The sequence below is a fragment of the Candidatus Bathyarchaeota archaeon genome, assembly GCA_026014585.1.
Taxonomy (GTDB): domain Archaea; phylum Thermoproteota; class Bathyarchaeia; order Bathyarchaeales; family Bathycorpusculaceae; genus Bathycorpusculum.
Genome location: JAOZIA010000005.1, coordinates 192172 through 217552 on the forward strand (window position 1 = coordinate 192172; position 25381 = coordinate 217552).

Consider the following 25381-nt stretch of genomic DNA (forward strand, 5'->3'; position numbering starts at 1 on the left):
GCCAAAACTATGCAGTCGAATTTGCAGTTAACAAAGACTTGTAGATAGAGCAGTAACTTTTTGCGGTACGGTTAATATCAAAATGTTCTTGGGCAAAACGTTGAATCCGTTTCTGCTGTGTCTGTATGTCCTCTGTTGAGCAGTAATTTTTTACTTTAAGCGCCATATCGGCTATGTTATCTGCCAAAATTCCAAAAGCACCCTCATTGGTGAACTCGCGGGAATACGGCAGATTAAACGTTACAGGAATCTTGCCCAAACACATCCCCTCCAAAAGCAGCATAGGCGATGCTTCATCAAAACTTGGAAGCAAAACAAACATTGACCTCTTAACGTTTGCCAAAAATTCTGAGCGTTCGGTGAAGCCTTTAAGCACCAAATTCTTCAAGCCATGACGGTTTTTGAAGTCCAAGATTGTCTGGTACATTGGTCCCGAACCGTAAAGTTCCACTTTCAAATCTGACTGATACCGTTTTTCCAGCAGATAAGCCAAGTTAACTACGTTCATTACACCTTTGCTCCAGAAAAGACGTCCACCAAAAATCAACGTTTTTCCATTGTCGTTATCTGAAGGCGTGCTTGTGCTTAGTTGGTTAAGTAGTTCTATGTTTACACCATTGTGAACATAGGAAAAATTGTTGCCGCCCAGTTCAGTATTAAGCTGGTTCATTAAGGATTTTGAAACGGCAACACTTTCATCGGCATGGGCATGTTCTTTTTTGTTGATATAGGCAAATGCTGGGTAGCCTAAACCGTTGACAAAAAAGTCCCCAAAGGTTCCGCCCTGCCCAAGTGAACGTATACTCAGGTTTTTTTGCATTAAGGGGCTGCCGTGAAAAGTAATCACTATGGGCGCGATTTTTTTCAGTGACGCAATTGTTGGAAAACTTGAGTCTGATTGCCCGTGAATAATGTCGGGTTTTAACTCTTTTATTTTGTTGACAATTTTTTTGTGGTTACAAGTTTGAAAGAGCAAGTAACGCATTGTTAAATTGGGATAGCCAAATTGAACCACGTTAATTTTAGGGTTACTTTCAACTTGTTTTTTTGGCTCTGAAGGAATAGGGCGACCACAGATAACCGTTACTTCATGACCCAGTTTTGTTAATCCGTTGGCAAAGTCTTTAACAAAGGTGCCTACGCCGCCGAATTGGTAGGGCGGATATTCGTGGGATAACAAAACAACATGCATTTAACTCAACAACAAGTAGTTTCTTAATCTAACTGCTTACCAGAGTTCAGCGCCCGATATTTTTCGCTCTAAGACTTCACTGGACAAATTGAGCGCGTGTATAGCAAACATTGTTGCCCAAGAGTAAAGTCTTGCAAGTTTATGTTTGGCAAGTTTGAAATCAAGTTCAGCTAAATGGAAACCGCCTGATTGTGCTGAATCGCTGGTGATATGCTGCATCTTTAGCAGATAAAACAGGGACTTGTTTATGGCATCAAGGTATTTTTGGTCGCCAGTTTCAGAGTATAGCACGCACCATATTCTGATTGACTGGGCAACTGCACTGATGTCAGTGTAGCTCATGGGCCAGTTGTTGTTTGTCCAAGCGGAAATTCTGCCATCATCTCTTTGCAGTTTAACCAGCCAGTCCCCACCTATCTTGGCGGACTTAAAGAGCGCATCATCTTTGAGTATTGTGGAAGCAAAAAGTAATCCTTCAACTGCATAACAATGTGTATGGGAAAAAGAGACATCGGAGTTAACGGCTACTTTGAAGTATCCGCGTTGGCTTTGCTGAGAAATAAGCCAATTACATAATGAGGACACGCTTTTCAAGATTGATTGGTCTTTACTTAGCAAGTAATATTTGGACAAGCCAATCGCGATTTTTCCGTGGTGGCAACCAGGTAAAAAGAACCATGATTTACGGATGGAATTAGGTATAGGGCTTTTCTGGATGGTTGCATCTTTGGCATTTTTTTTAATGTCACAGAGGGATTTGAAGGAGCCATCAGGGTTTTGCATTACCTGAGTTAGCCATCCTGCAGCCTTTGAGGCAGAATCACGATAAGCAGCATTATTTGTGACTTCATAGAGCCGAGTTAACCCGCCAAGGCAAATTCCTGCATCAAAAGAGTAAGCTTCGTCGGATGTTTTCATGTTTTCAAGATTCACGCGATAAAGGTATCCGCCATCACCCTCGGGCAGGCTTCCATTGTACTGCATAGCCCTTACCCAGTTAGCAGCATGTTTTGCAGCTTCAAGCAGGTTGGCAGCATTATTTTTTTTGTACAAGTCTAAAAGTAGCTCTACACTGTACCCTGTTATTTCAGTGTAAGCATACTCACATTGTTGACTGCTAAGGTCAAGGTAATTATTGAAGCTTCCAAACAGTTTTTTGTCAGACAGAGTGTTATTGTGAATTTTTGAATTAAGCAACCAATCTGTGGCTAAATTGGCTTGGTTTTGAAGTGTCTGGTTTGTGTATTGCAGTGTGCCCATTTTTTCACTTCAGAGGAATTTTTGGTTGGTTACCATTAGGTTTTTCATTGTTGACTAATTGTTGGATTAGGCCAGCTAAGATTTTGGTAGATTTTGCCCAGGTCACGTTTTTAGATTCAAGATAGCCTTTGCAGGTTTTATCCATCAGGGATTTGTCTTTTGAGTACAGTTTTGAAAACATTGAACTGTAATCAGATGGCTTGTTTACAATTGATAGGTAATCAGAGTTTGCTAAAGCCTCAGGAATGGGCGTTGACAATACAGGTACTTCTTGTGATAGATATTCCCAGATTTTGTTTGGAGAGGAATAGTATGCAGTGTGATTTGTTACATCAAAGGGAACAGTGCCAACATCGATTGCGTTCACGTAGTATGGGACATCATCATGAGATATGAAATCAAGCCATGTCGTGTTTTTTTCAAGCCCAGCACGTTTAATCTGATTCTCAACTTTGAGTGTGTACCCAGTATGCAAGCCTTTTCCAACCAGCAAAAGTTTAGCGGGCAACCCATCTTTTATCGCAGCGGAAACACCCCTAAAAAGAGGCTCCATTTCTAACCAGAACTCCACGCTACCAATGTAACCTATAACGTAATCGTCAGGTTGAAAACCAAGTTTTTCTCTAACAGCGCAGTCTCCTGTGCGTTCAAGAAAATGTTCAGAGATGCCGTTTGGAACAAGTTCAACATGTTGTGCACCGTTTTTGAAAGCATATGATTTGAGAGCATGAGAAACAACTGTAACCAAGTCAGCGTGCTTCATTATTCGGCGTAGCATAAGGTCAAATGTTGTGTTGAAGAATTTGCCGGTAATGCTCTCAACATCAAAGACGTTGCCGGTTGCGCTGGTTGGGAAATAGTCGGGTAAATCCACTATTGTTGGAATACCGATTTTTGATAGTTCATTAAATAATGTATAGGCAAATGGCGAAGCTAAGTTGGATAAAACCACAACATCAATACCGTTGTCACGTATTATTTTTCTTATTTGTGCAACGTGGCTTAAAGAGTTAAATAAGTAGTAACTGGCAAGAGAACCACGATTTGTTCCTCCAAGTTCATGCATTATAAGTTTTGAAGACAGCCTGTTGGTTTTAAAAAGGCGGTATCTTGCCACATGCACTTCAAAATCGGGAATGTTATTTAATCGTTCAAAAAGTTGATTGTGCCTTTGGGGAAAAGGATGCCCTATATAGTCGCTGCTGGGCACCAAGAGGACTTTAATCAAGAGATTCACCTTAACGATTAATGATTATTTTGAAATAGACAAGGTTAACGTGTATATTCTATAAAAATTCTTTTTAGAATACTCAAACCATGTCTAACTTTTAGTTTCTTTTCACCTACACGTTCTCGATACGTTATTGGAACCTCAACTATACCAAACTTTTCTCTTTCCACATGATGGTTTAGTTCAACTTCCATGTCAAAGCCTTTGGAGCGTACATCCCAATTTCTAAGAAGGTCAGCTCGCACTACACGCAAGCCAGTCAGCGGATCAGTTAAGTGGATACCGTTTAGGATATTGTGAACAAATGCTAAGAAGCGGTTTCCAAAAAAGAATAAATCACTTTGGTTTGGAGAGTTAATTTTGTTGCCAAAGCGGTTTCCGCAGACCATGCCAATATTGGGGTTTTCATTCAATATTTTTATCATTTCAGGAATTGTGTCTGCCGGATAAGTGAAATCGGCGTCAGTGATTATAACGTACTCTGTCTCAGGCTGCAGGTACTGGATTGCTTTTGCAAATGCGTCACCTTTACCTTTGCCATCCTGAAAGACAGTTTTTGCACCTAATTTTTGTGCAACTTCAACGGTGTTATCACTACTTTTTCCATCAGCAACAATAATTTGAGATGGACGCAGATATTGGCTGAATTCTTTTATTGTTGCTTGGACACCTTCTTCTTCATTTAATGCTGCCATAATTACCTGTGTTGAGGGCAGATCGTTAACTTGATTGTTTTTGTCGTGTTTTTGTGTAAGCGTAGTCATTGAAAACACACTTGGTTTGCAATTTAATGAGGGTAAAGTAAATTTTGTCGGGCAGACATAATCATCTAATTCTTTAAAGGTGTTTTTTTCCCAATCTTCTGCAATGCTTAACTCATCAGTTTTATCAAGTTTTTCCATTTTACCCAACACTGTATTAAGATTTAAGATACCCTTCTGTTTGTTTGCTTATAAAGGATATTTCCGAATTCGTAATGTCAGTGTACATTGGAAGAGTCAAACAGGTCCCACACAAGTCTTCAGCATTCGGGTAAGCACCCTCCTTAAACCCAAAAAGCTCTTGATAAATAGGCTGCAGATGTATTGGAAGCGCATAATGAACCCCACAGCTAACTCCTTGGCTTTCAAGATGCGTTTTTAGTTGGTCGCGGCGTTTTGTTCGTACCACATAAATGTGATATACTGGCTCGATTTCTTTGGTGGGGGCAGGAGGCAAAGTTAAACCCTCAATGCTTTCAAGTTCATCATTGTAAGCTTGGGCTACTTGCCTACGCGTCTGGTTCCAGCCATCGAGGCGTTTGAGTTGAACACGTCCAATTGCAGCGCTAACCGTGTTTAGCCGTGCAGTGTAACCGATGACATCATGGAGGTACTGGCTTTTTCTGCCGCAGTCACGCAGTTTAGATGCCATTTCCGCGATTTTTTGGTCATTAGTAGTTATCATGCCGCCATCTCCGCAAACAGTCATGTTCTTGGAGGGATAAAAGCTAAAACAGCCCACTGTTCCTATGCTTCCGATTCGTTTGCCGTGGTATTTGGCGCCGTGTGCTTGGCAGGCATCCTCAATAACGGGTAGGTTGTGTTTTTTTGCAACTTCATTAATTGCATCCATTTCTGCTGGGTAACCATATAAGTGCACAGGTATTAGGGCACGGGTTTTTGGTGTTATAGCTTTTTCGATTTGGTGGGGGTCTATGGTGTAGGTTTGCAGGTTTATGTCTGCAAATTTGGGTTGCCCTTGTGCGTGGATGATTGCGTTTGAACTTGCGATGAATGATGCAGGTGATGTGATTGCAGCTTCCCCGGGTTTTAATCCCGCTGCAAGAAGAGATAATTGTAGTGCAGCTGTACCTGAGCTAACTGATACAGCATAGTCTGTGCCGCAGAATTTTGCGAATTCTTCCTCAAACCTGAGTACGCTTTCACCCATTACAAAGCGTTCATTTTGTAGTGCATGTACTGCCGCGTTTTCCATTTCTTTATCAAATACAGGTCTTGCCAGAGGAATTTTCATTAATGAATGCTCCTTTCAGATGAGTACTGCGGTTTTTCTAACTTACCAAGCAGTTGAGCGTGTGATTTAAATAATGTGGTAAGAGAGCGACTGATCGTTTAACGAGAATTTTCATCGTGGGTAAATATGAATTATATGCAACTTAGTTGAAGACTAACAAATCTGTTGTTGAACTGGGCACTGCCAGATTCGGGATTAAACAACCAAAGCTCAAAGAAAAGAACATACTGGTAGGTGCTTTGGGTTGCATTGAAAGTTGACTGCTTATTTACTGTATACTGCACATCGTTGATAGTTAAACGTCCAATTGTTGTTTGATTTCCCGCAGAGTAAAAGTTAGATATGCTAAACGTTACAGGTTTAAGCCAAGTTTGCCCGTCTTGCACTTGAAATCTGAACTCATAAAGTGGCGCAAGTGAACTTGGGGTTCCCTGCTCACTGTTGGGCAAGGGATCGTCCCTGTTTGCAAGTTTCAGGTATAGTACGTAGTAAGAGGAGGAGCCAAGATGATTGGTTACGCCAGCATAAAAGGTGTAGCTAACATCGCTATCGATGTTGTAGGGATAATTGTCAGCAATCTGCAGCTGGTCAAGCAGGAAAAGCTCTGAAAAAGGCTCACCCTGAGGCAACTTAACAATTAATCCAACAGTTGGAGATGCAACAAGCAATACAGCAATTAAACAGGTAGCTGCGAAAACAAGCTTGTAATCACTGAGTTTCAGGGGCATTTACCTCCGGCGTCCAAGTCATCATACGTTTTAGGTATATTTTTTTGAAAAATTTCCACCCAAAAAAGAAAACAGCCAAACAAACAACTATACCACCAACAGAACCCACCGCTGTTTCAATAAGAATTGTCTGTGTTTTTTCAATGCCTTCCTCTTTTAAGGTTGCAGCTTGAGCTTTCACTGTGTTAGATATTTGTATTACTTGTTCAGTATAAGATGCAGTGGAACCAGTGTTTCCCGAAAGGTAAGCGTTTTGGGCGTCCGCAAGCAGTATCGATGCAGTATCAAGCTGCTCAAGAAGACTTGTGATGTCTTGCCCAGTTTTTTCTGCCTCAAAGGTCGCTGTGAAAGCTTGATTTAGGGCAGTTTCCGCTGCACTTATACGTGCATCTTGTGCACTTACTAAAACTGGAAAAGCAAAACCACACAGTAACAGAACCAGCAATACAGTAACTGCAACTTTAGTTGTGTGCATTTGTTTCATCACTTAAGGTTACAGATTAGTGGCACGGCTAATTTTCAGATTAGAAATTTTTTCCAGTTCAGCGCGTTTTTGCTGCATGTCGCATGCCCATTTTCTCATAGCACTGCTACATCGTGTGTACTCAGTGTAGATGCTTAAAAATTCATGGCCAACCTCGGTTGGAGTGTAACATTCAAGGGTTTGGTCAAATTTTATCAGGGAAGCCGCACCCATTTCTGAGAGGTAACGCTGCAGAACCTTATAGTTTAGGTTTGCCTGATACATAATTTGTGTTTTTTTAGCGTTTCCACTTGCTATTTCTAAGATTTTTGCCATGATGTCTATTTTTTCACGGTAGATTCCCAAACAGAGTCACTCCTAAAAAACGTTTAAAATGAATTATTTACTAAAAATACAAGATTTTGTTAAGGTTACTTGTGGAGCCAGCCTCTGCCGCCTTTTTTTGGCTGGTTACGCTCGGCTTTGGCTTCTGGTTTGAAGGCAATTTTTTGTTTTTGGGTTTTTATTTGGGTTTTTACGAATTTGTTCCAGCCGCCAACTGTAGGGGTGGTGGGTTCTTACTTGGAGGGAACTTTGTGCTGTTTTAATATGTCGGTAAATTCTATAGGTTTGCAGTTGCGGGTAGCGTGAATGATTGTGCCTTTGTCAACAAAAAGTTTATCATAATTACCCACGGCGATGCCTTCGGCTCGGATTTTATCATCAAGGCGTTCGTTCCAGAGTTTTTTCCACTCTGTGCGCAGTTCGTCTACGAGGTTTTTTTGGTTCAAAGCCAAGCTATTAAATCCCTTCCTGAAGGAAGCAGATGAGCAAGGGTTTATGTTGCTTTCTGTCTTTTTTGCTCATTCTCTCCTTTCTAGTTAGCCATCTCAACTAAGCTATACGGAAGTGTAACAAATATATAAATTATCTATATGAAAACATCTAATAATCCATAATTTGAAGTTTATAAACAAAACCCAAACCTTAACCGTCTCAGAAGGCTACTGTGGCGAAAAGTTTGGCAATCACTGTTTGTATTATTTCTACAGCAACTCTGAACCTAAGCAACTACCACATAATCAGCAAGCCTATTTGCCACCTATTAGGCTCCAAATAGAAATTCTATGCAGAAACTATAGAGGGGAGAGCACCCTAATAGAACATTTTCAAACTAAACCGTTATTTTCATACTATAACTCTTCTTTGAGAGCAACAGATGTTTGAAAGTGTTTTTAGGAAAAGTCTATAATGACTAAACACATTGTTGAGTGTTAGGATGTGAAAAATTATGTCTACAGATCCACAGGGAAATTGGGATCAGTCAACCTTTGACCAGAAAATGAAAGATAGCAAAAACGAGCTTCAAGTGCTACGCGACGAACTCAACAGCCTCATGATCAGGTGCGTAATACGTGCACTCAAAACTTATCAGGCAACAAAAAATGACCCTCTAAAATCAAATGAAATTGCAAACCTAACCCGCTACGAACTCAACAACGTAATCTCAGATTTGCAACAGCCAGACAACATTGCAGAAATCAACCAGAAAGTCAAAGAAGAATGGGAAAAACAGCAAAATCCCTAATCTCTTATTTTTTAGATTGTTTTAAAAAAGAAAAAATTTTGTTAAAAAGGAAAATTATTGTTTTCTGAGACAGAACTCTTCCATTACTGGCATGAGTTTTGGAGCAGCATAAACAACTTGTCTATCGTCCAGTAAACCAACCAGTGCGCCTTGTTTGTCAACAATTGGTAAGTGCTTTATGCGCCAGTGTTGCATCAGTTTTGCTGCTTCTTCAAGAGTTGCGTTTTCTTCGATAACTACGAGTGGGTTTGTGTAGACCATTCTTGCAATGATTGTTTTAAGAGGTGTTCCTGCTTCGACTGCGCGGATCAGGAGGTCTTTTACTGTGATGATGCCTGTTGGTTTTCCGCTTTGGATAACTAGGATTGCGTCTTTGTCGTATTTGTTCATGATTTCGACTACTTCTTGCACGACTGTGTTGTTGGTTACGGTTTTAACATCTTTTTGCATGATATCTTTTACGACGACATTGCTTGTCATTTATATTTTTCACCTTAATGCTGTATGACAGACGCACTTGTGGTTTATCAATTTTTTGTATAAACCACCAAGTCAACATTTAAAGGCGCCCAAGCAGCCATCTATAATGGAGAAAACACAGTTTTTGAACACGCCCAAATATGCACCCGAACTTGACAACGCAAAAACCTACGCCCAAATCTGGAACATTGTAAAAGACACTGCTGAATACGCGTTGAGTAAACGCAGAGGCAACCTGATGCTGTTTTTGGAAGATTTACCTCTTCAGTTGGGAGCATACTACCCCGTGGGAACCAACAACATTGTCCTAAACCGAGCCTTAGTTGACATTGTAGAAGCCCAAATTAAAACTAAACCAACCATAAACGCTTTGATCTATAATCTTCTTCTGCACGAGTACCTGCACGCGCTGGGCGAAATGTCTGAAAAAGAAGTTAGGCATCAGGTGATTGAAGTTGCCAAAAAAAGTTTCGGAGAAAATCACATAGCAACGGAGCTTGCCTGTAAATCGCCGTGGATTCTGCTCAAAGATTTACCGTTGGAGTCTGTAGTTGCACCTAAGCGTGTGATGGAGATTGTGTCAGATTTTGAAAAAACCAGCGGCTACATCGTCTAAAAGACAAGAGCAATCAGGTACCCAACAACATAGACTCGTACGGCCAGAAGTGGCAAAATCACAACTAACCCAAACAATGCTGCAGTCACAGTCATAACCCGCAGTGCCATAAAAATGTCATCAGCCGCGATACCATGGTCATCGCCGAGTTTGTAGCAGCCCTGCTTTTCCAGTTGAATGTTTAAGGCGCCTGCCATCGCTGAAATTGTCCAGCCAGCGTTAAGGCTTGTAGTCTTGTTTTTGTCACGTTTGATGATGCGCAGGGATTCTTTCCAGTTATGCCCAAGTAATCCTGCAGCGGCAGCCATCAAAACCGCGGTTAAACGTGTTGGAATGTAGCCCGTCCATGAATCCATCTTTGCAGTAAACCAGCCGATATTGCGCAACTCAGGAGTCTTATACGCTACCATGCTATCTAACGTGTTAATCACACGAAACGCGAATGCCCCGGGAACCCCAAGAAGCATATAAAAGAAGAAGGGTGCTGTGATGCCGTCAGTTGTGCTCTCCGCGATTGATTCTACAGCGGCTGAGACGATTTGGCGCTCGTTTAGGCTGTTTGGGTCTCTGCGGACAATGTAGGGTAACCATTTTCTTGCCCCGTTGATGTCATTGTTTTTGAGAGCTTTTGCAATGGGAATCGTGTATTGCCCCATGCCGCGAATCGCAAACGTTGCCTTAAACAAGACTGCGCCAATGATGATGTAGATTATTGAGCCCAAATAAAGGCGTACGCCATAGAGCAGAAAGAAAACAGGCAGGGAAACCAGCGCCACCAACCCAACAACCAGCAGAACCCCGTTGGCTTTTTCAATTTTTGGGTTTTTGTTTCTAAGTTTAGGTCTAATGCAACCGATGATTTTGCCTATGCCAATTGTTGGGTGAATACTGTCTGGGATTTCGCCAAATACCATGTCAATTAAGAATCCGAAAACAAAAATCAGCACAGAATCCAAAAGCAGCGGCAAATGGAAAGCAAACAGACCCTCCAGCATCAAGCCTTCACAATCCCTCTCAGAGCATTAAGCAACCGCTCGTTTTCGCTGCGAGTTTTAACTGCGATACGAACAAAATATTCATCCAAACCTCTAAAAGACGTACAATCCCTAATCAAAAGACCCTGCTCTAGCATTTTTTGGCTAAGTTGCGCTGCTGTGAAACCTGTTTTGCGGATGTCTATGAAGAAAAAGTTTGCGTCAGCAGGAAACAGCTTAAACCCGCTGATTTGGCGCAATCCTTCTTGAAGGTATGCTTTTTCGGTTTTGATTAATGTAAGGGTTCTCTGTAGGTGCTCATTATCTTGAAGAGCGGTGACTGCGGCGGCTTGACCCAAACAGTTGAGGTTCCAAGGGATTTTGGAGCATGTCATCACGTCGATGATGTCTTGGTTGGCTATACCATAGCCGATACGCAACCCTGTTAACCCATAAATCTTTGTGAAAGATTTGAGAATGAACAAGTTAGGGTAAATGTTAATTTTGCTAACCATGGAAAGCTCACGTTCACCCTCAATGAACTCCAAGAAGTCCTCATCCAAAAACACCAAACAATCGCGTTCCATGGCGGTTTGGATTATTTTTGTTAGCTCTGCTGTTGGGGCTAGCATGCTGGTTGGATTGTTGGGGGTGCAGATGAAGATGATTTTTGCGCCCTTTACCTGCTCAAGAAAGCTGTCGGCGTCAATCTGAAAATCCCCCTCCAACTTGATAAAACGCACAGCCGAACCAGTTTTGCGAACGGCACTCTCATACTCGCCAAAAGTGGGCGCGGGCATGGCTGCATATTCGCCGGGTTTTAGGAAAACCTCGCAGAACAGGTACATTAGTTCGGTTGAGCCGTTGCCCATTATGATGTTGTTTTTGGTTACGCAGTAGTGCTTGGCGATTACAGCGCGAAGTTCGTTGCTGTTTGAGTCTGGATATGCTTGAATTCGGCTAAAACTGTCCACTATTGTGTTTAGCACTTTTTGGGATGGTCCCAGCGGGTTAACGCTTGAACTAAAATCTAAAATGTCCTCGCGGTGGAACCCAGTTTTCTCTGCTGCGTCTAGAACTTCGCCGCCGTGCACGCAGGGCGTTAGATTTCTGAGTTTATCGTTAATTAGGCTGCTGATGGGTTTCACTGTTGCTTCCTCCTCATTAAATCCAGTATTAGTGGCATAACATTTTTGCCCAGCATGTGACCCAATCCGCCATTGAATACTGCCTTTTCATTATAATGCTTTACGCCATCATGAGAGATATGCTTGCTTGCAACTGTAATGGGAACACTTATACCCAGATGCTTGCGGGTTTCGGTGCTGGTAGCGTGGTCAGCCATCAAAGCAACACAAACCTCACCCAAATCTACCCCATCAAGGATTCTGCCCACCATAGAGTCGATTTTTTGAATTACCTCAATTTTGCCTTGCAAGTTACCATCGTGACTAGCCTCATCTGTACCCTCTACATGAACAAAAACAAAATCATAATCCTTCAACGCCAAAAGCGCCGCGTCCGCCTTTGCCAGCGTGTCCGTATCCACATCACCCGTTGCACCCTCAACATCCAAAACCCTCATACCTGTAAGTTTGCCAATGCCCTTAATGATACTCACAGCGGCTACACAGGCAGCTTTAAGCGGATATTTTTGACTGAAAGGTTCAAGCTCAGGAACTAATCCGCCGCTCCAGGGAATAACAATGTTAGCTGGGAGTTGCCCTTTTGCGATTCGGGCTTGGTTTATGGGGTGGTTTTGGAGTGTTTGGTGGCTGATTTGGATGAATTCGTTGAGTGCGTCTGCGGTGGCTTTGGCTTCTGGTGTGCTGTTTAAGGGTTTTACGAGGGTTTTTTCGCCTTTTATGGGGATTTCCGCATTAACGCATCTTGAAACGTTGTTGCCCCGAATCACCAAGGCACCTTTGAAACCTAAAGTTTGCTTAAAGATAATTTGGGAGTCAGGGTTTTCTTTAAGCGACACATACTCAAGCAGTTTGCCAAGCGTTTCTGCTTCTGCACCGATGCGTCCTGCACGTTCATCCACCAAACCCATTTGGACATCAACGGTAGCAAAGTTACATCGAAACGCCAAATCCCCAGGCACAACAGGCAATCCTGCGCCTGCGGCTTCGAAGGGTCCGCGACCAAAAATTGGGATGTCATAGCCTAAAATGGCAAGATTCGCAGCGTCACTACCAGGTGCAAAGCCTGGTGAAACGGAATCTAAAAGTCCTGAGGCACCATTTGATGCGAGGCGGTCAAGGTTTGGGGTGTTTGCGGCTTCCAGAGGGGTTCTATCTTTAAGTTGGAGCAGGGCTGTATCTGCCATTCCGTCTCCCACGATGAGTATGCAGCGCGTTTTGGTTTCCCCTCCTGATTTTATGTTGACAATTTGGGATTTGGGGAGACGATATAAACATTTACGTATCCAGTTTCTGGAACAAAAGATGTGAAGGAAGCTTCTCCTTTCCCTTCAACACCCAATTTAGGCGTTGAGTATTAAAAGGGTTAGTTCAAAGCTGGGCATGTATCAAAAACCGAAATATCCACTTATTGTCTGTTAGGTGCGCCATCAGCTTAAGCCAGTTTTTGGCTTGGAAAAGCGCCATTATTGACCTCTCCTCTATCTTTTCTGCATACCTTGACTAATAGGCACCAAATAGGCAGCAAATAGGAATGTTGGTTGAACTGTTAAGCTTGCGAGGCTTTGATGGGTGCATGCTTAAAACGATACACTACAACGCCAGTAACTGCAATAACTGTACATGCAACAGCCACGCCAGCAACTAACGCTGTCATCGGCAAAGAGGGATTCTCAGAAGAACCACCAGTTAGAGTGCTTGTTGACACAGCAGACGGATTATCCTCAGAAGCTGTTGGCGATGACGTAAGTGGGGGATTTTTCAAAGACGGTCCACTGTATCCTAATGGAATATATCTTTCGTTTGTGGCGAACTTTGATGGGTTTGGTGGAGCAATCACAGTGTCAATATCCTTGCCCCCTATCGCATATAACAGGTCATTTACAACAACTAGACCAACAGTATCTCTAGAAGTAAGCATACTTGTACAGTTGCTCCAAGTGTTGGTTTGTGGGTTATACACTAAATTTAGGGTTTCCATAGTGATTCGCCCAGTATAGTCAACGCCTATTACATAGATTCCTTTAGGTGCATAGGTTCCCGAAGTAGCTGCCGCAGAAGCACAAAGAACTGTAGGTGTGGCTGCTCCGTTGTTCCATGAATCGGTTATAGTATCATAAATCTGCAGTGCATCTTGGCTTATTATGTATATTTTGTCGTCGAGTACTGCTGAAGCGTAGTCCACAACAGGATTTGGTATTGGTGTTTTTGTAGTCCAACTATTTGTTGCAATGTCGTAAACATCATTAGAATTAGTTTCTCCACTGCCGCTTATCAGATAGATTTTTCCGTTTACAACGTTTGCACATGTGTATTTTGGCGTGGGGATTGGTGTAAGTTTTGTCCATGAGTCTGTTGCTGGGTCATATACTTCGTTTGCATCTGAAACTTGGCCACCTGCCACAAGCCCTCCAATGCAGTAAACCTTGCTATTCCAAACCGCCACTCCAAAAGTGCATCTAGCCGTTGGCATGGACTGTTTTGTTGCCCAAATGTTTGTTTTTGTATCATACATTTCGTTGACGTTGGTCAGGTCTCCAGTGGTTCCACCGATAACGTAAATTTTGTTATCCACAACAGTGGCACATACTGAGCTTCGAGCTGTGGGCATATTTGCCATTGTTTGCCAAGTATTCTCTAAAGCAGATGCCTCAGCATTAACGCATAAAAAGGGAAATAAAAGCACAATAATAAAAAATGTAACTGCGAACGCTAATTTTCGAAATTGACCCACCCACACACCACCAAACAATGCAACCAATACTCTTTTAAATTTTATCACAAAACCTCCAATCAGCCACAACATTGAATCACAAATAACTTTTTCACCCTAATTCACTTTTTCATACAAAACTTCCACCCAAGCCACTAAAGTCAGAAGTTTCCTACTAAACATTATACTAATAGGAAGTATGCCTTCTTTTGAAGGTGAACCTTTAAAGTTTTGACCACTCTTTTTATTCCCCTTTGAGGCTTAACTTTGGGTGAACTGGTCTTTGTTGGTTTAGGCTTAAACGACGAAAAAGGCATAAGCTTAGCAGGCTTAGAAGAAGTCAAATCTGCAGACGCAGTTTTCATGGAAACCTACACAAGCCTAATGCCTGACTTCTCAATGGAGCGATTTGAGGCACAGGCAGGCAAAAAGGTCAGACAAATCCAGCGGCACCATTTAGAAGAGGAAAACGGTGCTGTAATTTTGCAGGCAGCCAAAGCAGGTAAAGCAGTGTTTCTGGTTCCCGGCGACCCATTCATCGCCACCACCCACACGACACTTCGCATTGACGCCGAGAAAATGGGCATCAAAACCCGCGTAATCCACGGCGCCTCGATTATTTCGGCGATAATTAGTGTTTCTGGTTTACATAATTACAAGTTTGGCAAAACCGTCACAGTACCCTTTAAAGAAAACTTTAGCCAAACCCCCTACAACGTGATAGCCCAGAACAAGAAACAGGGCTTGCACACGCTTTGCCTGTTGGATTTGAAGATGGCTGAGCACCAGTTTTTGGGGGTTGACAAGGCTTTGGAGATGCTTTTGGAGGTTGAAGCAAAAAGAGGCGAAAACATCGTGACACCTGACACGCCCGTGTTGGGGTTGGCAAGGGCAGGCAGCAAAACACCCACTCTCAAAGCCGATTTTGTTAGGAACCTGATTAAATTTGATTTTGGACCGCCACCCTACACGCTGATTTTCCCCGGCGAGTTCCAGTTTATGGAGGTTGATGCGTTGATTGCGTTTGCGGGTGCGCCTTTGGAGTTTAAGAGGTTGGCGCGATGAGTTTGGAAGAATTAATCACCAAATACATTGGGTCTGCCGAGAAAGTTTTGGCGAACCTGGAGAAGAATCCTCCACCTATCGCCATCACCGAGGAAGGCCTAAACGAAATTCTCAGTTACACGCGGGATTATTTGGAGGACGCAAAATATTATAAGGATGCAGGTAAGCTTGAAACCAGCTTAACCAGCGTTGCCTACTGTGAGGGACTGCTGGATGCACTTAGACTACTGGGAGCGGTGAAGTTTGAATGGCCGACAAGAAAACAACCATAGTTTTAGCCTCAGGCGTCTTTGACCTGCTCCATTTGGGGCACGTAAAGTACCTTGAGGAGGCAAAAGCCGCAGGCGGAAAAAACGCTAAACTCACTGTTATTGTTGCCCGAGACAGCACAGTTGAAAAACTCAAAGGTAGAAAACCCATCATGTCTGAGGATGAACGGTGTGCTCTTGTGAAGGCGTTGCGGATTGTTGATGAGGCGGTTTTGGGGGCGGAGCATTTTGACATGGCTGAAGTTATTGATTTGGTGAAGCCTGATGTTATTGCGTTGGGTTATGACCAAGAGGATATTTTGCGTCAGGTTCAAAATTATGTCACCGCAAACAAATCAGGCATTAAGGTCGTGCGGGTTGGAAAGTTTGGGCAGAATACTTTAGATAGTTCCTCAAAGATTAAAGAAAAAATAATTGAGAAATCTAAAAGATGAGCACGTGATGGAAAAAAGCTCGCAAAAATTCAGGGTTACTTACGTTCTGATTGCAGTAACCATTGCTGCGTACGTTTACACATCCATTGCAGGCGGTGACGCAGTGAACACAAGCGCCAGCATGGTGTACCAGTGGGGGCAATGGAACTTTGCGGTTTTCCACGGATTATACTATCAACTGTTCACATCCATGTTTGTTCATGCAAGCATCGCTCACTTAGCGGGAAACATGTTGTTTCTTTTGATTTTCGGGTTACGGGGCGAAGAACTGTTCTCGCTGCCTGAATACTTGGGAATTTACTTTATCGGTGGCTTAATGGGCAATTTGTTATCGCTTTCATTTGGTCCAGACTTTGTCAGTGTTGGGGCATCAGGAGCTATCTTTAGCTTGTTTGGCGCATGCGTAATTTATACGCGTCGTTCAGTTCGGCAGTCAATTGTGGGTGCGTTGGGATATGCTTTCTTTTTGTTACTGTTTAGTTCAGGAGCTGGCGTTAATGATTTGGCGCATATTGGCGGTTTAGTGTTTGGGTTGGTTGCAGGTTACCTTTTAGCTTCAAGAAGAAAACCTGAAGACCAATACAATATCAGATTCTCGATGACGACGCCGTTTTAGGCTTCAGGAGAAGTGAAAACTTCCACTTTAACCTTGACGCCATCTTTAAGGTTTAGTTGTTTTCGCAAAAACACAGGCGCAATAATTTCAAGAACCGAAAAGTCGTAATGGCTACGTACAGCAATAATTAAGGCACCTTTGACTTTGTTTCCGATGATTGCGGGGTAACATTTTACCAAGCCAAACGTTCGGTCTTCTCCTGTGAAGCCCTGAATTTCAATGGCGGGGTAAGCGTCTAGTTCCATGCGGGTTTTAATGTCGTAGTCTGTGGTTAATTTGAGGTTTAAAGTGCCGACGTAGGGGTTAAAACCCAGTTTTTCAGCTAACTGTTTATGGTATGCTTCCCGTCCAATGTAGTATGCACCTTCTCCAAGCCCAGTGAAAACTGTTCCTTCTAGGGTAACGGAGGGTGGGTACTCTTTTTCCATTAGCATTTTAAGGTTAGAGTACAGTTTGAGCAGTTCGTGGCTACCGGCTTCGTCGATTTTGATTAGGCTGCCTTCTGGGGTTATGTTGCGTGTTATCCAGCCTTTGCGTTCTAGCTCGATGAGGTAGCGTGAGGCGGTCTGTTGGCTAATGCCAAGCTTATCGGCTAAGAACTCGGTTGATACTTTGGCGGTTCGCCTATACGCGCCCATCTCTGCCAGTTTTAGTAGCATAAAAATGTGTTGCCAGTTGTGTTTTTCAGCCATACCAATCTCTCTAACTTAATTTTACAGTATGGTAAGTGAATATTTAAGCAAAACGAAAGGGACACCTAAAAACCAATAAGTTTAGGCACTTAATTAATTGTATTTGGGAGCCCCTTGATAGGAAACGTTTTTGATGAAATGGGAACTTACTGGGCACAAATCGCACAGCAACACTACACAGAAAAACAAGTGCACTTCCTAAAAACCATACTCAACAAAAACGCCGCCATACTGGACCTTGCCTGTGGAACCGCCAGACATCTAAACAGCCTCACCGAGAACGGTTTTGAAGTTGTAGGCTTGGACACCTCAGCAGGGCTTCTGAAAATTGCTAAAACACAAAACCCAAACGCACAACTGGTTAGGGGTGACATGCGGAGCCTGCCGTTTAAGAAGGGATGTTTTGGAGCTGTCGTTAACATGGACACAAGTGTGGGGTATCTGCCGTCGGCACAGGATGATTTGCAGGTTTTACGGGAAGCAAATCGAATCCTTGCCAGTGGGGGCTTGCTTGTAGTAGACATCTTTAACAAGTTGCAGATTGCCCAAAAATATGCAGTACCTAAACAGGAAATGTGGGAGTATCCAAGTTTTTATTTGACTCAGCAAAGGGTACTGGATTTAGATGAGGTGATGGAGGATTTTTGGGTTACCAAAGATAAGGCAAATGGTGAAATCCGCAGTTTTGTTCATCGTGTCCGCCTCTACGGGGTAGGGGAACTGCAAGGTTTGCTTGGGAGCGCAGGGTTTTTGGTGGAAGAAGTGTTTGGTGATTATGACTGCTCAGTTTTTAGTGTTGAATCTAAAAGGTTAATTTTGATTGCATACAGCAGATGACAGATTTCAGTGAATTACAAAGTGTTTTTACATAAAACCTATAAGTACCCTGAAAGAAACAACAATATAAAGTGAAATTGATGAAAACGTGGAAACTCCAGCTTTCTATGGTTACCACCCTAGCAGTGATTTTTGGATTAACAACTCTTGTGTTCACCGCTGTTCTAACCTTAGCTAATGTGGGTCTTAGCTTAATCACCATCGGCGTGCTGGTTGTAGCCTTTAACATTGGTCAGTGGCTACTGGCGCCATATCTTGTTGATGCAATGTACAAAGTCAAAGCTATCCCAGAAAATGAGCATCCCGAACTTCACCGAATCGTTGAGGAACTAAGCAGAAAAAGCAAAATCGCCAAACCCAAACTCATGCTCGCCCAAATCCCCCTGCCAAACGCTTTCGCCTATGGCTCACCATTGTCAGGAAACCGTGTTGCCATCACAGAGGGACTACTAAACAGCCTAAACCCTGGGGAAGTTGAAGCCGTTATTGGGCACGAGTTTGGACACCTAAAACACCGTGATGTCCAAGTTATGCTTGCAGTTTCATTTCTGCCTGCATTGTTCTACTTTATTGGTTACTCACTTTTGCTCTCAGGCATATTTGGCGGAAACCGCAGAAACGGTGAAGGCAGCAACGCGCTTATCGGGTTTGCCTTTATGGCGTTCTCATGGTTGCTCACATTATTCACACTGTATCTTAGCAGACTTCGTGAGTATTACGCTGACCAGCACAGCGCCAGTGTTGTTGACAATGGAGCAAGCAAACTCTCAACGGGCTTGGCAAAAATTGTTCATTCAAGCAAAAACGTCATGAAATATCAGCAGCAGAGCCAGCAACAGCAAACTAACACTTCCTTTAAAGCCCTTTTTATTGCGAACCCTGACACTGCAGCTATGGATTCCCAATTATTAAATGATGTAGCTGCGAATGGTTTGGTTGAGGAAATTCTCAAGAAAGAGCCAACCTTTGGCGAAAAACTAATGGAAGCTCTTTCCACGCATCCAAATATTGTGAAGCGTTTGCGTGCACTAAAAGAGTTGGGCGCCTAAAAGAAGGAATTGAAGTTTTTTTCTTGTCCTATTGTTGTTGCTTCGTAGTGACCAGGGTAAACTGTAAAGTTTTCAGGCAACGCCATCAGCTTCTTTAGCGATTGTGCCATATCCTCGCCTGAGCCACCTTCAAAATCAGTTCTGCCGATGCCTCCAGCAAATAGAGTGTCACCGCTGAAAACCAGTCTATCACTGACAAGACAAATACTGCCTGGTGAGTGCCCAGGAGTTTCCATGACTTTTAGGGATTCCGCGCCAAACCTGATAAGTTCACCTTCTTTGAGCGTTGTGATGTCTAAGTGTGCGTTTTCGCTTCGCGTGGTTAGGTAGTGCTTGTCGTTTGGGTGTATGTATACGGGTACACCGTACTTTTTTTGAAGATAACTGTCGCCGCCGATATGGTCGTGGTGTCCATGCGTGTTGATGATGCAGTTAATTTTTAACCCTGCTTTCTCTATGTAATCAACAACCTGTTTAGCTTCGTAAGTGTAGTCAAAACCAGGGTCTATGATTAGTGCTTCCTTGGTCTGGGAATCACTTACAACGTAGCAGTTTGTTTGCAGGTTTCCAACAGGGAAAACTTCAATTTGCATACTAAACCATCACGCAAAATAGTAAAGAGAATAAAATAAAGTGTTTGCTGACAAAACAGCTTATTGAATGTCAACCACTTGGTTAAAGCCAGTGACTTTTATGGTGCTTTTGCATTTAGCGCAACTAACTACCAGTTCAGCCAGTTCATCATTAACAATTTTGGTCTCCAAAATTTCGTAAGTCGTCTCTGTTTCGTCTTCCGGCGAAATCAGCGCACTGCATTTTGGACACGCAAAAGAACCATCGCTGTTAGCATCTACAACTTTTATTACATATTCTCCGATGTTTTTTGCCATTTTTGCTTTCCTCATAACTCTTGCCAACTAATTCTTCTTTCCCTAGTTTATCTTTCTGTAACGTTTTGGCTTTTAAAACTAACTGTAAAAAAAGTAAAAAAGAAAAGATTATTCCTCAGAGAAATTCTCTGGGGAAATATAGTCGCCATACTTCTCTTGGGCTTCCAACAGCCTGCTACGTTGCAAATACAAGATGCCAAACATTTCCAGCGGGATTTCTGTGACGTTTTCTTGATAGAACTGGGAAACCCGCTCAATTTTTGCAAGGTTTTCTGGCACTCTAAGGGTAAATTGTTTGATGTAGTCTTCTTTTGAGTAGTCCTTGTCTAGCACTTCTTTGAAGAGCACTTTGAGGTCCTCATATTTTGGAAGGTAGCCCGTTGGGGATTTCAGTGCACCAGCTTCACCGTGGACGCGTAGTTCCATCCATTTAATCCACACATGCTTGTCTTGGGGAGTATTGAGGTATTTGTTGGTTTCGCGGTCTCGCAGGAAATAGTTTACGCCGAAAACCAGAGGTGCTTTTTTGAGTTTTGCACCAAAGTTGAGGTTGTTTTGAACGTTTTTACCCAGTGGAATGCTGATGAAGTCTTGGATGCTCATCATGTTGATTTCGGGAACGCCTTCTTTCCCGATTGTTGCAAAGGTGGTTTCTGTTTCAAGGGATGCGCCGTAGGCAACGATGCCGTGTTCCCAGCTGAAACTTTGCTGGACAGGCACGTAGGCTTTTGCGTCTCTTCCACCATACATTACTCCGCCTAACTCTACACCGTTGGGATTGTTAAGTTCAGGATCAACATTTTCCAGTGCTGAAAGAGTTACTGCATAACGAGCGTTTTTGTTTGCTGCGGGGACATCTTTGCCGGTTTCGTCTTTTTTGCCCTCGTACCATTTGCCAGTGTAGTTTAAGCCTTCTTTAGGTAATTCTTGTCCCATTCCAAGCCAGTATGGTTTGCCATCTTTTACTAGAATGTTGGAGAAGATGATTTCGCCTGGGTTAGTGAGAACCTTCCAGATTAAGGCATCATCTTTGGGGTTAACGTCCTGTATGATGCCAAAAATGCCTGATTCCACGTTAACTGCGCGGGCTACAGAGTCAATATCGCGGATGTATGCGATGTCATCTCCAAGGATGGTTTCGCCGGGCAGCATAGCAGTTGAGGTTTTTCCGCATGCACTTGGGAAAGCACCTGCAAAGTAGGTTTTACGCTTGTTTGGACCAAACACACCCATAAGCAACATGTGCTCAGCCAGCCAGCCTTCACTGCTTGCCTTACGAATGGCAAGGCGGAAAGCGAGTTTTTTGAAGCCAACACTGTTTCCAGCATACTGGGTGTTTACGCTGTAAATGGTGTTGTCCATGTGGTCAATGTAGATGCATTTTTTGTTATGGTCTGCGCTGACCATGTCCTCTGTTAGTCTTCCTGCAGAGTGCAGCACACATAAAAAGTCGCTTTTTGGTCCTGCCTTAACAAACTGTTCATAGCCTGGGCGGTACAGAAGGCTTTCAGTGTGGGCAACGTACCATGAATCAGTGCATTGCAAGCCAAGAATTGTAAAAACAGAGTCAGCAGGTCCTAGGGAAATAAAGCGGACAATCATTGTTTTTTCTGTCATTGAGTTACGCAGTAAATCGCGGACTTCGCCTAAACCTTCCTGCCTGTCTATCTGATTGAGTGCTTTGCTTAAAGTAACACCTTTGGGTACAAGATATTTGGTTGCTTGGCGGTCTCGGCCTTGGTCGTGTTCACCATCAAAATGGATTGTGTGGCCTTCAAGAGTCAGGATTGCTTGTTCTTCGCCTGAGGCTATTGCCATTTTTCTTAGGTGTTCGAGGTCTTGGGGTGAGTCGCTGCAGATAAAAATTTCTTTGGGATGGCACAAATCACTTCTTTTAGCGATGAACTCGTGCACGATTGGGTTGCCAATTGCGCTTAGTTTTTTGAAATCTGCTGGGCTTAATTTTGGTTGGAGTGCTTCAAGATATGCATTCATTAAAGTTCACTTAAAGTTGGTTTACGTTTCCAGGTACTCTTGGGAAGGGTTGGCACTCAGCAATATGTTTTACTCCGGTAATCCATCCGACTATGCGTTCCATTCCGATGCCGCCGCCAGCTGTGGGTCTTAGCCTGCCTTCTTCTGCCATTTTGAGTACGAGGGAATAGTTTTCTTTGTTGACTTGGTCACGTTCGATTTTGGTTAAGATTTTACTATATTCATATTCACGTTTGGCACCTGAGAGAACCTCACCAAAATCAGGCATAAACAGGTCATAGTTGTCCCATTTGCCAGTTGTAAAGTCTTCAAAATCGTAAAATTCTCTTGGAATGTTAGTTACCCATGCAGGCTCGGTTATTTCATTTGCTATACCTGCTTCCCAATCTACACCATATTTGGCTTCTAAATCTGCGCGGTCATACACTTTGAAGGGACGTGTTGGAACTTTTAGGGAGTCACATCTGCAAAGCAGGTTTAATTCGGGTTCCATATCCTTCTGCAAGTCTTTGACGAGAGTGCAGATGGCTTCTTCAACTAATGTAAAAACATCCTTTGAGCTTGCATCACATAATTCAAAGTCTAACTGGGTAAACTCGTAGATGTGTTTGCCTGTTTGGGCGCGTGCTGCTTTTTCTATGCGGATGTTTGGTGAGAGAATGAATAGTTTGGGGTAGGCTGTTGAGGCAGCGATGAGTTTGTGGATAATCATGCTGGCGGTTGTGCGGACTGGTTTTCCGTAAATGTCTACTTCTATGCGTTTTTCGATGGACGCGCCTGGGTCTGGCCAGAGGGGGTCGGTGCTTTGGCTTAGCGCAACGGGTAGGAGCCATTGGAAGCCTTTGTTGGTGTAGGTGTTTGTTAGGCTTTTTAGGGTGTAGGTCATGATTTTGCCTATGCAGGCTTTTCTTTCTATTTCAGTTGGAGTTAGTTGTTCTAGTGATTTTGGAATTGGAATAACTTGCTGAGTTTGCATTTTAATCACTGGATTTTTAATTATGGGTGTTAAGGTACCAAAAGACGATTATAAATTTATTACTGAAAAACCTGAAGATTTTACCATTTCCTGCAGATTTTTATACTTGAGCATTGTAATATTTACACATGAGCATTAAACTTGACCAGAAAGACCTCGCCATCCTACAAATCATCCAAGAAAACAGCAAACTAACCGCCAACCAAATAGGCAAAAAAATCAACGTACCAATCACCACTGTCTTCGCAAAAATTAAACGCATGGAAGAAGCAGGCATAATCAAAGAATACCGCGCCATCCTCGCACCAGAAAAAATCAATACCGCAACCGCAGCCTTCATATTAGCATCAGTATCATACAATAACTCCCAAGTTACACAGCGAGAAGTTGCCATGGAAATCGCCAAACTATTAGAAGTCCAAGAAGTCCATATAATAACAGGCGACTGGGACTTGCTCATTAAACTCCGCGCAGAAAACGTGGAAGCCATCGGCAAATTCGTAGTTGACAAACTCCGCTCCATCAAAGGCTTAGACAAAACCTTGACCTGCATGGTTTTTGAAACAGTCAAAGAAACAACCAGTCTGCCGACGCCACCAAAGAAGAACTCCCTCTAAGTTGACGACTAATAGTTTATTTTCTTGTGAAGTAGAGCACAGCGATGCAATCGTTAAGTTGCGTTGGCTCTCGTGCTTTCTTGAAGCCTGACTCTAGAAATTTGTTCTCTACCAAAGTTTTGAGTTCTTTGGTGTGAGTTTCGATGAAGTAAAAATCAACTAATCCCAAAACCTCTGGGTCTATACTGGTTAAGCATTTTTCGGCTCCTTCACAGTCAATTTTTGCAATATCGGGTTTACTTTCCAAAATGACGCGGGAGATATTTTTGATTTTAATGACAGCTTGCTTTTGTCCTCTGCTTAATAATCCAAAGCCTATATCTATCTTGTCATAGTTGATAACCTGTGTTCCATCCGTCTCCCCGATGCCTTCATTATACAATTCAGCATTAATGTGATTTAACCGGATATTTTCCTTAATCAATTCTTGATACTCAGCAATGGGTTCGTATATGACGACTTTAGCTGCACCTATACTTGAGAAATACGCGGCTGTTTCACCGCAGAAGCCACCAACATCCAGCACCACTTTGTTTTGGAAGTTGTTTTCGTAGAGTTTCTCTTCGAGACATTCGATAAAGTATACATAAAGTACGTCCATGGGACCGATGAGGTTGAGTTTTTCAGATTTTATTTCAAAGAGGTTTTCGCCTGTTTGCTCTATGCTATAGACAGAGCCGTCTTTGCAGAGGTCATATTGGGTTAAGGTTCGCTTAATAGTCCAGTTTCGGCTATTTAGGTCAAGCAATAAATCGAACAAGAAACGACCGGTTGCGGGATAGTTTGTTTGGTAGACAAAGCCATCTTTTTTGATTATACATCCGCTGCCAGTTTTTTCTATGCTGTACCCTTGCTTTTGCAGTTTCCAAAACCAGTCCCTTAGCAGGGTATACTGCAAGTAGTTTGTTTTTGCCTCGACACCGTTTCTAAACCTGATTATTTGAGGGGTTTGGGATTTTCTTAGCCGCATAACACTCCAAAAGCCACGTGTTGTTAGAATAGTTCGATATAACCCACTAAGTGTCGGCATAACGGTAATCCCCAATAACATAGCTTTGTATCATAAACATCTTTCGCGTTTTATAAAAAGAAAAATTGAGTTAAACAGAACTTGAATAGTACAGCAGCGGCAGCGCCAGAAGCACTGTGTTTTTTCCCTTGGATGTTAAGGTGTATTCCACACGAAGCGGCGGTCCCGATGTGATGTTACGGGTTATGTAGCCGTTTTTTTGGAGCATTTTGAGTTTGTCGGAGAGGGTTCTGGAGTTTACGGTTAGTGTTTTTTTGATTTCTCCAAATCCGATGGCGTCTTTGAGGAAGAGGGTGTAGAGGATTTCTAGGCTCCATTTTTGGAAGAGCAGGTTGAAGGTTTCTTGTAGGCTGTCGAGTTCGAGTTTGAGTTCGGTGGGGGTGATTTTTTGGGTTTCTACGATTTGGCTGAAGGTTTCTTCTACGCCTTTGAGGACTTGGTTCATGCGGGTTTCGACGATTTTGCGGAATTCAGCGCTCAATGTTAATGGTGGGTTGCTCATTGC

The 25381-nt window shown here is 42.9% G+C and carries 30 protein-coding genes; 9 read left to right on the forward strand and 21 right to left on the reverse strand.

The window, feature by feature from the left end; all coding sequences use genetic code 11:
- Nucleotides 1–7 precede the first annotated feature (7 nt).
- From NWF01_04010 to NWF01_04050, 9 genes are all read right to left on the reverse strand, one after another.
- On the reverse strand, nucleotides 8–1192 hold the full coding sequence (locus NWF01_04010) for a glycosyltransferase (GenBank protein ID MCW4024182.1): 1185 nt from the start codon (nucleotides 1190–1192) through the stop codon (nucleotides 8–10).
- Nucleotides 1193–1228: 36 nt separating this feature from the next.
- Nucleotides 1229–2452 carry a hypothetical protein gene (locus tag NWF01_04015; protein ID MCW4024183.1) on the reverse strand — a complete coding sequence of 408 codons (1224 nt, stop codon included), beginning with the start codon at nucleotides 2450–2452 and terminating at the stop codon, nucleotides 1229–1231.
- A 4-nt stretch (nucleotides 2453–2456) separates the two neighbouring features.
- On the reverse strand, nucleotides 2457–3680 hold the full coding sequence (locus NWF01_04020) for a glycosyltransferase (GenBank protein MCW4024184.1): 1224 nt from the start codon (nucleotides 3678–3680) through the stop codon (nucleotides 2457–2459).
- Between the two features lie 44 nt (nucleotides 3681–3724).
- Nucleotides 3725–4585, reverse strand: a complete 861-nt coding sequence (locus NWF01_04025) for a glycosyltransferase family 2 protein (GenBank protein MCW4024185.1) — start codon at nucleotides 4583–4585, stop codon at nucleotides 3725–3727.
- 16 nt (nucleotides 4586–4601) lie between these two features.
- Nucleotides 4602–5699 carry a DegT/DnrJ/EryC1/StrS family aminotransferase gene (locus NWF01_04030; protein MCW4024186.1) on the reverse strand — a complete coding sequence of 366 codons (1098 nt, stop codon included), beginning with the start codon at nucleotides 5697–5699 and terminating at the stop codon, nucleotides 4602–4604.
- A 131-nt stretch (nucleotides 5700–5830) separates the two neighbouring features.
- Nucleotides 5831–6427: a DUF1616 domain-containing protein gene (locus tag NWF01_04035; protein MCW4024187.1), complete on the reverse strand. Its 597-nt coding sequence runs from the start codon at nucleotides 6425–6427 to the stop codon at nucleotides 5831–5833.
- Nucleotides 6408–6902 (reverse strand): hypothetical protein, encoded by a 495-nt coding sequence (locus tag NWF01_04040; GenBank protein MCW4024188.1) that lies wholly within the window; start codon nucleotides 6900–6902, stop codon nucleotides 6408–6410. Before NWF01_04040 ends, NWF01_04035 begins: the two co-directional genes overlap by 20 nt.
- Nucleotides 6903–6920: 18 nt before the next feature.
- Nucleotides 6921–7256 (reverse strand): winged helix-turn-helix domain-containing protein, encoded by a 336-nt coding sequence (locus NWF01_04045; protein ID MCW4024189.1) that lies wholly within the window; start codon nucleotides 7254–7256, stop codon nucleotides 6921–6923.
- Between the two features lie 212 nt (nucleotides 7257–7468).
- Nucleotides 7469–7687 (reverse strand): hypothetical protein, encoded by a 219-nt coding sequence (locus NWF01_04050; protein MCW4024190.1) that lies wholly within the window; start codon nucleotides 7685–7687, stop codon nucleotides 7469–7471.
- Nucleotides 7688–8181: 494 nt separating this feature from the next.
- Between NWF01_04050 and NWF01_04055 the strand changes: the two genes are divergently transcribed.
- Nucleotides 8182–8478: a hypothetical protein gene (locus NWF01_04055; GenBank protein MCW4024191.1), complete on the forward strand. Its 297-nt coding sequence runs from the start codon at nucleotides 8182–8184 to the stop codon at nucleotides 8476–8478.
- Nucleotides 8479–8532: 54 nt separating this feature from the next.
- Here the strand turns inward: NWF01_04055 and NWF01_04060 are convergent, their stop codons facing one another.
- Nucleotides 8533–8958, reverse strand: a complete 426-nt coding sequence (locus tag NWF01_04060) for a CBS domain-containing protein (protein MCW4024192.1) — start codon at nucleotides 8956–8958, stop codon at nucleotides 8533–8535.
- Between the two features lie 106 nt (nucleotides 8959–9064).
- Here NWF01_04060 and NWF01_04065 point away from each other — a divergent pair, with 106 nt between their 5' ends.
- The gene (locus NWF01_04065) at nucleotides 9065–9574 is read left to right on the forward strand and encodes a hypothetical protein (GenBank protein MCW4024193.1); all 510 of its coding nucleotides are present in this window, start codon (nucleotides 9065–9067) and stop codon (nucleotides 9572–9574) included.
- On the opposite strand, the gene NWF01_04070 is transcribed toward NWF01_04065, so the two are convergent.
- The 4 genes from NWF01_04070 to NWF01_04085 all read right to left on the reverse strand — a co-directional run bounded on the left by NWF01_04070 (nucleotide 9571) and on the right by NWF01_04085 (nucleotide 14304).
- Nucleotides 9571–10569, reverse strand: a complete 999-nt coding sequence (locus NWF01_04070) for a cobalamin biosynthesis protein (GenBank protein MCW4024194.1) — start codon at nucleotides 10567–10569, stop codon at nucleotides 9571–9573. The two genes, NWF01_04065 and NWF01_04070, sit on opposite strands and share 4 nt — an antisense overlap.
- Complete coding sequence (gene cobD / locus NWF01_04075; GenBank protein ID MCW4024195.1) at nucleotides 10569–11696, reverse strand: threonine-phosphate decarboxylase CobD; 1128 nt, start codon at nucleotides 11694–11696, stop codon at nucleotides 10569–10571. Before cobD ends, NWF01_04070 begins: the two co-directional genes overlap by 1 nt.
- The gene (gene apgM / locus NWF01_04080) at nucleotides 11693–12895 is read right to left on the reverse strand and encodes a 2,3-bisphosphoglycerate-independent phosphoglycerate mutase (GenBank protein MCW4024196.1); all 1203 of its coding nucleotides are present in this window, start codon (nucleotides 12893–12895) and stop codon (nucleotides 11693–11695) included. Before apgM ends, cobD begins: the two co-directional genes overlap by 4 nt.
- A 347-nt stretch (nucleotides 12896–13242) precedes the next feature.
- Nucleotides 13243–14304: a hypothetical protein gene (locus NWF01_04085; GenBank protein MCW4024197.1), complete on the reverse strand. Its 1062-nt coding sequence runs from the start codon at nucleotides 14302–14304 to the stop codon at nucleotides 13243–13245.
- 369 nt (nucleotides 14305–14673) lie between these two features.
- Here NWF01_04085 and dph5 point away from each other — a divergent pair, with 369 nt between their 5' ends.
- The 4 genes from dph5 to NWF01_04105 are packed head-to-tail and all read left to right on the forward strand — an operon-like array spanning nucleotide 14674 to nucleotide 16790.
- Nucleotides 14674–15471, forward strand: coding sequence for a diphthine synthase (dph5, locus tag NWF01_04090; protein ID MCW4024198.1), 798 nt, complete (start codon nucleotides 14674–14676; stop codon nucleotides 15469–15471).
- Nucleotides 15468–15743, forward strand: coding sequence for a DUF357 domain-containing protein (locus tag NWF01_04095; GenBank protein MCW4024199.1), 276 nt, complete (start codon nucleotides 15468–15470; stop codon nucleotides 15741–15743). The genes dph5 and NWF01_04095 overlap by 4 nt, the downstream gene beginning before the upstream one ends.
- Entirely contained in the window at nucleotides 15719–16174 is a 456-nt protein-coding gene (locus NWF01_04100) for an FAD synthase (GenBank protein MCW4024200.1), read from the forward strand. Before NWF01_04095 ends, NWF01_04100 begins: the two co-directional genes overlap by 25 nt.
- 7 nt (nucleotides 16175–16181) lie before the next feature.
- Nucleotides 16182–16790: a rhomboid family intramembrane serine protease gene (locus NWF01_04105; GenBank protein ID MCW4024201.1), complete on the forward strand. Its 609-nt coding sequence runs from the start codon at nucleotides 16182–16184 to the stop codon at nucleotides 16788–16790.
- Here the strand turns inward: NWF01_04105 and NWF01_04110 are convergent.
- Nucleotides 16787–17482, reverse strand: coding sequence for a DUF120 domain-containing protein (locus tag NWF01_04110; GenBank protein MCW4024202.1), 696 nt, complete (start codon nucleotides 17480–17482; stop codon nucleotides 16787–16789). The genes NWF01_04105 and NWF01_04110 overlap by 4 nt on opposite strands.
- Nucleotides 17483–17596: 114 nt before the next feature.
- Here NWF01_04110 and NWF01_04115 point away from each other — a divergent pair, with 114 nt between their 5' ends.
- Complete coding sequence (locus NWF01_04115; GenBank protein ID MCW4024203.1) at nucleotides 17597–18319, forward strand: class I SAM-dependent methyltransferase; 723 nt, start codon at nucleotides 17597–17599, stop codon at nucleotides 18317–18319.
- A gap of 80 nt (nucleotides 18320–18399) precedes the next feature.
- Nucleotides 18400–19368 carry a zinc metalloprotease HtpX gene (locus NWF01_04120; GenBank protein MCW4024204.1) on the forward strand — a complete coding sequence of 323 codons (969 nt, stop codon included), beginning with the start codon at nucleotides 18400–18402 and terminating at the stop codon, nucleotides 19366–19368.
- Here NWF01_04120 and NWF01_04125 read toward each other — a convergent pair.
- The 4 genes from NWF01_04125 to NWF01_04140 form a co-directional block, all read right to left on the reverse strand.
- Nucleotides 19365–19961 (reverse strand): MBL fold metallo-hydrolase, encoded by a 597-nt coding sequence (locus NWF01_04125; GenBank protein ID MCW4024205.1) that lies wholly within the window; start codon nucleotides 19959–19961, stop codon nucleotides 19365–19367. The two genes, NWF01_04120 and NWF01_04125, sit on opposite strands and share 4 nt — an antisense overlap.
- Nucleotides 19962–20021: 60 nt before the next feature.
- Nucleotides 20022–20273 carry a hypothetical protein gene (locus NWF01_04130; protein MCW4024206.1) on the reverse strand — a complete coding sequence of 84 codons (252 nt, stop codon included), beginning with the start codon at nucleotides 20271–20273 and terminating at the stop codon, nucleotides 20022–20024.
- Nucleotides 20274–20366: 93 nt separating this feature from the next.
- Complete coding sequence (locus NWF01_04135) at nucleotides 20367–22253, reverse strand: phosphoenolpyruvate carboxykinase (GTP) (protein ID MCW4024207.1); 1887 nt, start codon at nucleotides 22251–22253, stop codon at nucleotides 20367–20369.
- A 10-nt stretch (nucleotides 22254–22263) separates the two neighbouring features.
- A complete protein-coding gene (locus tag NWF01_04140) occupies nucleotides 22264–23229 on the reverse strand; it encodes an asparagine synthetase A (GenBank protein MCW4024208.1) in 966 nt (321 codons plus the stop codon).
- A 128-nt stretch (nucleotides 23230–23357) separates the two neighbouring features.
- Here NWF01_04140 and NWF01_04145 point away from each other — a divergent pair, with 128 nt between their 5' ends.
- Nucleotides 23358–23846 carry an Lrp/AsnC family transcriptional regulator gene (locus tag NWF01_04145; GenBank protein ID MCW4024209.1) on the forward strand — a complete coding sequence of 163 codons (489 nt, stop codon included), beginning with the start codon at nucleotides 23358–23360 and terminating at the stop codon, nucleotides 23844–23846.
- 16 nt (nucleotides 23847–23862) lie between these two features.
- On the opposite strand, the gene NWF01_04150 is transcribed toward NWF01_04145, so the two are convergent.
- On the reverse strand, nucleotides 23863–24876 hold the full coding sequence (locus NWF01_04150; protein MCW4024210.1) for an FkbM family methyltransferase: 1014 nt from the start codon (nucleotides 24874–24876) through the stop codon (nucleotides 23863–23865).
- 70 nt (nucleotides 24877–24946) lie between these two features.
- Nucleotides 24947–25378, reverse strand: a complete 432-nt coding sequence (locus NWF01_04155; GenBank protein MCW4024211.1) for a helix-turn-helix transcriptional regulator — start codon at nucleotides 25376–25378, stop codon at nucleotides 24947–24949.
- Nucleotides 25379–25381 lie beyond the last annotated feature (3 nt).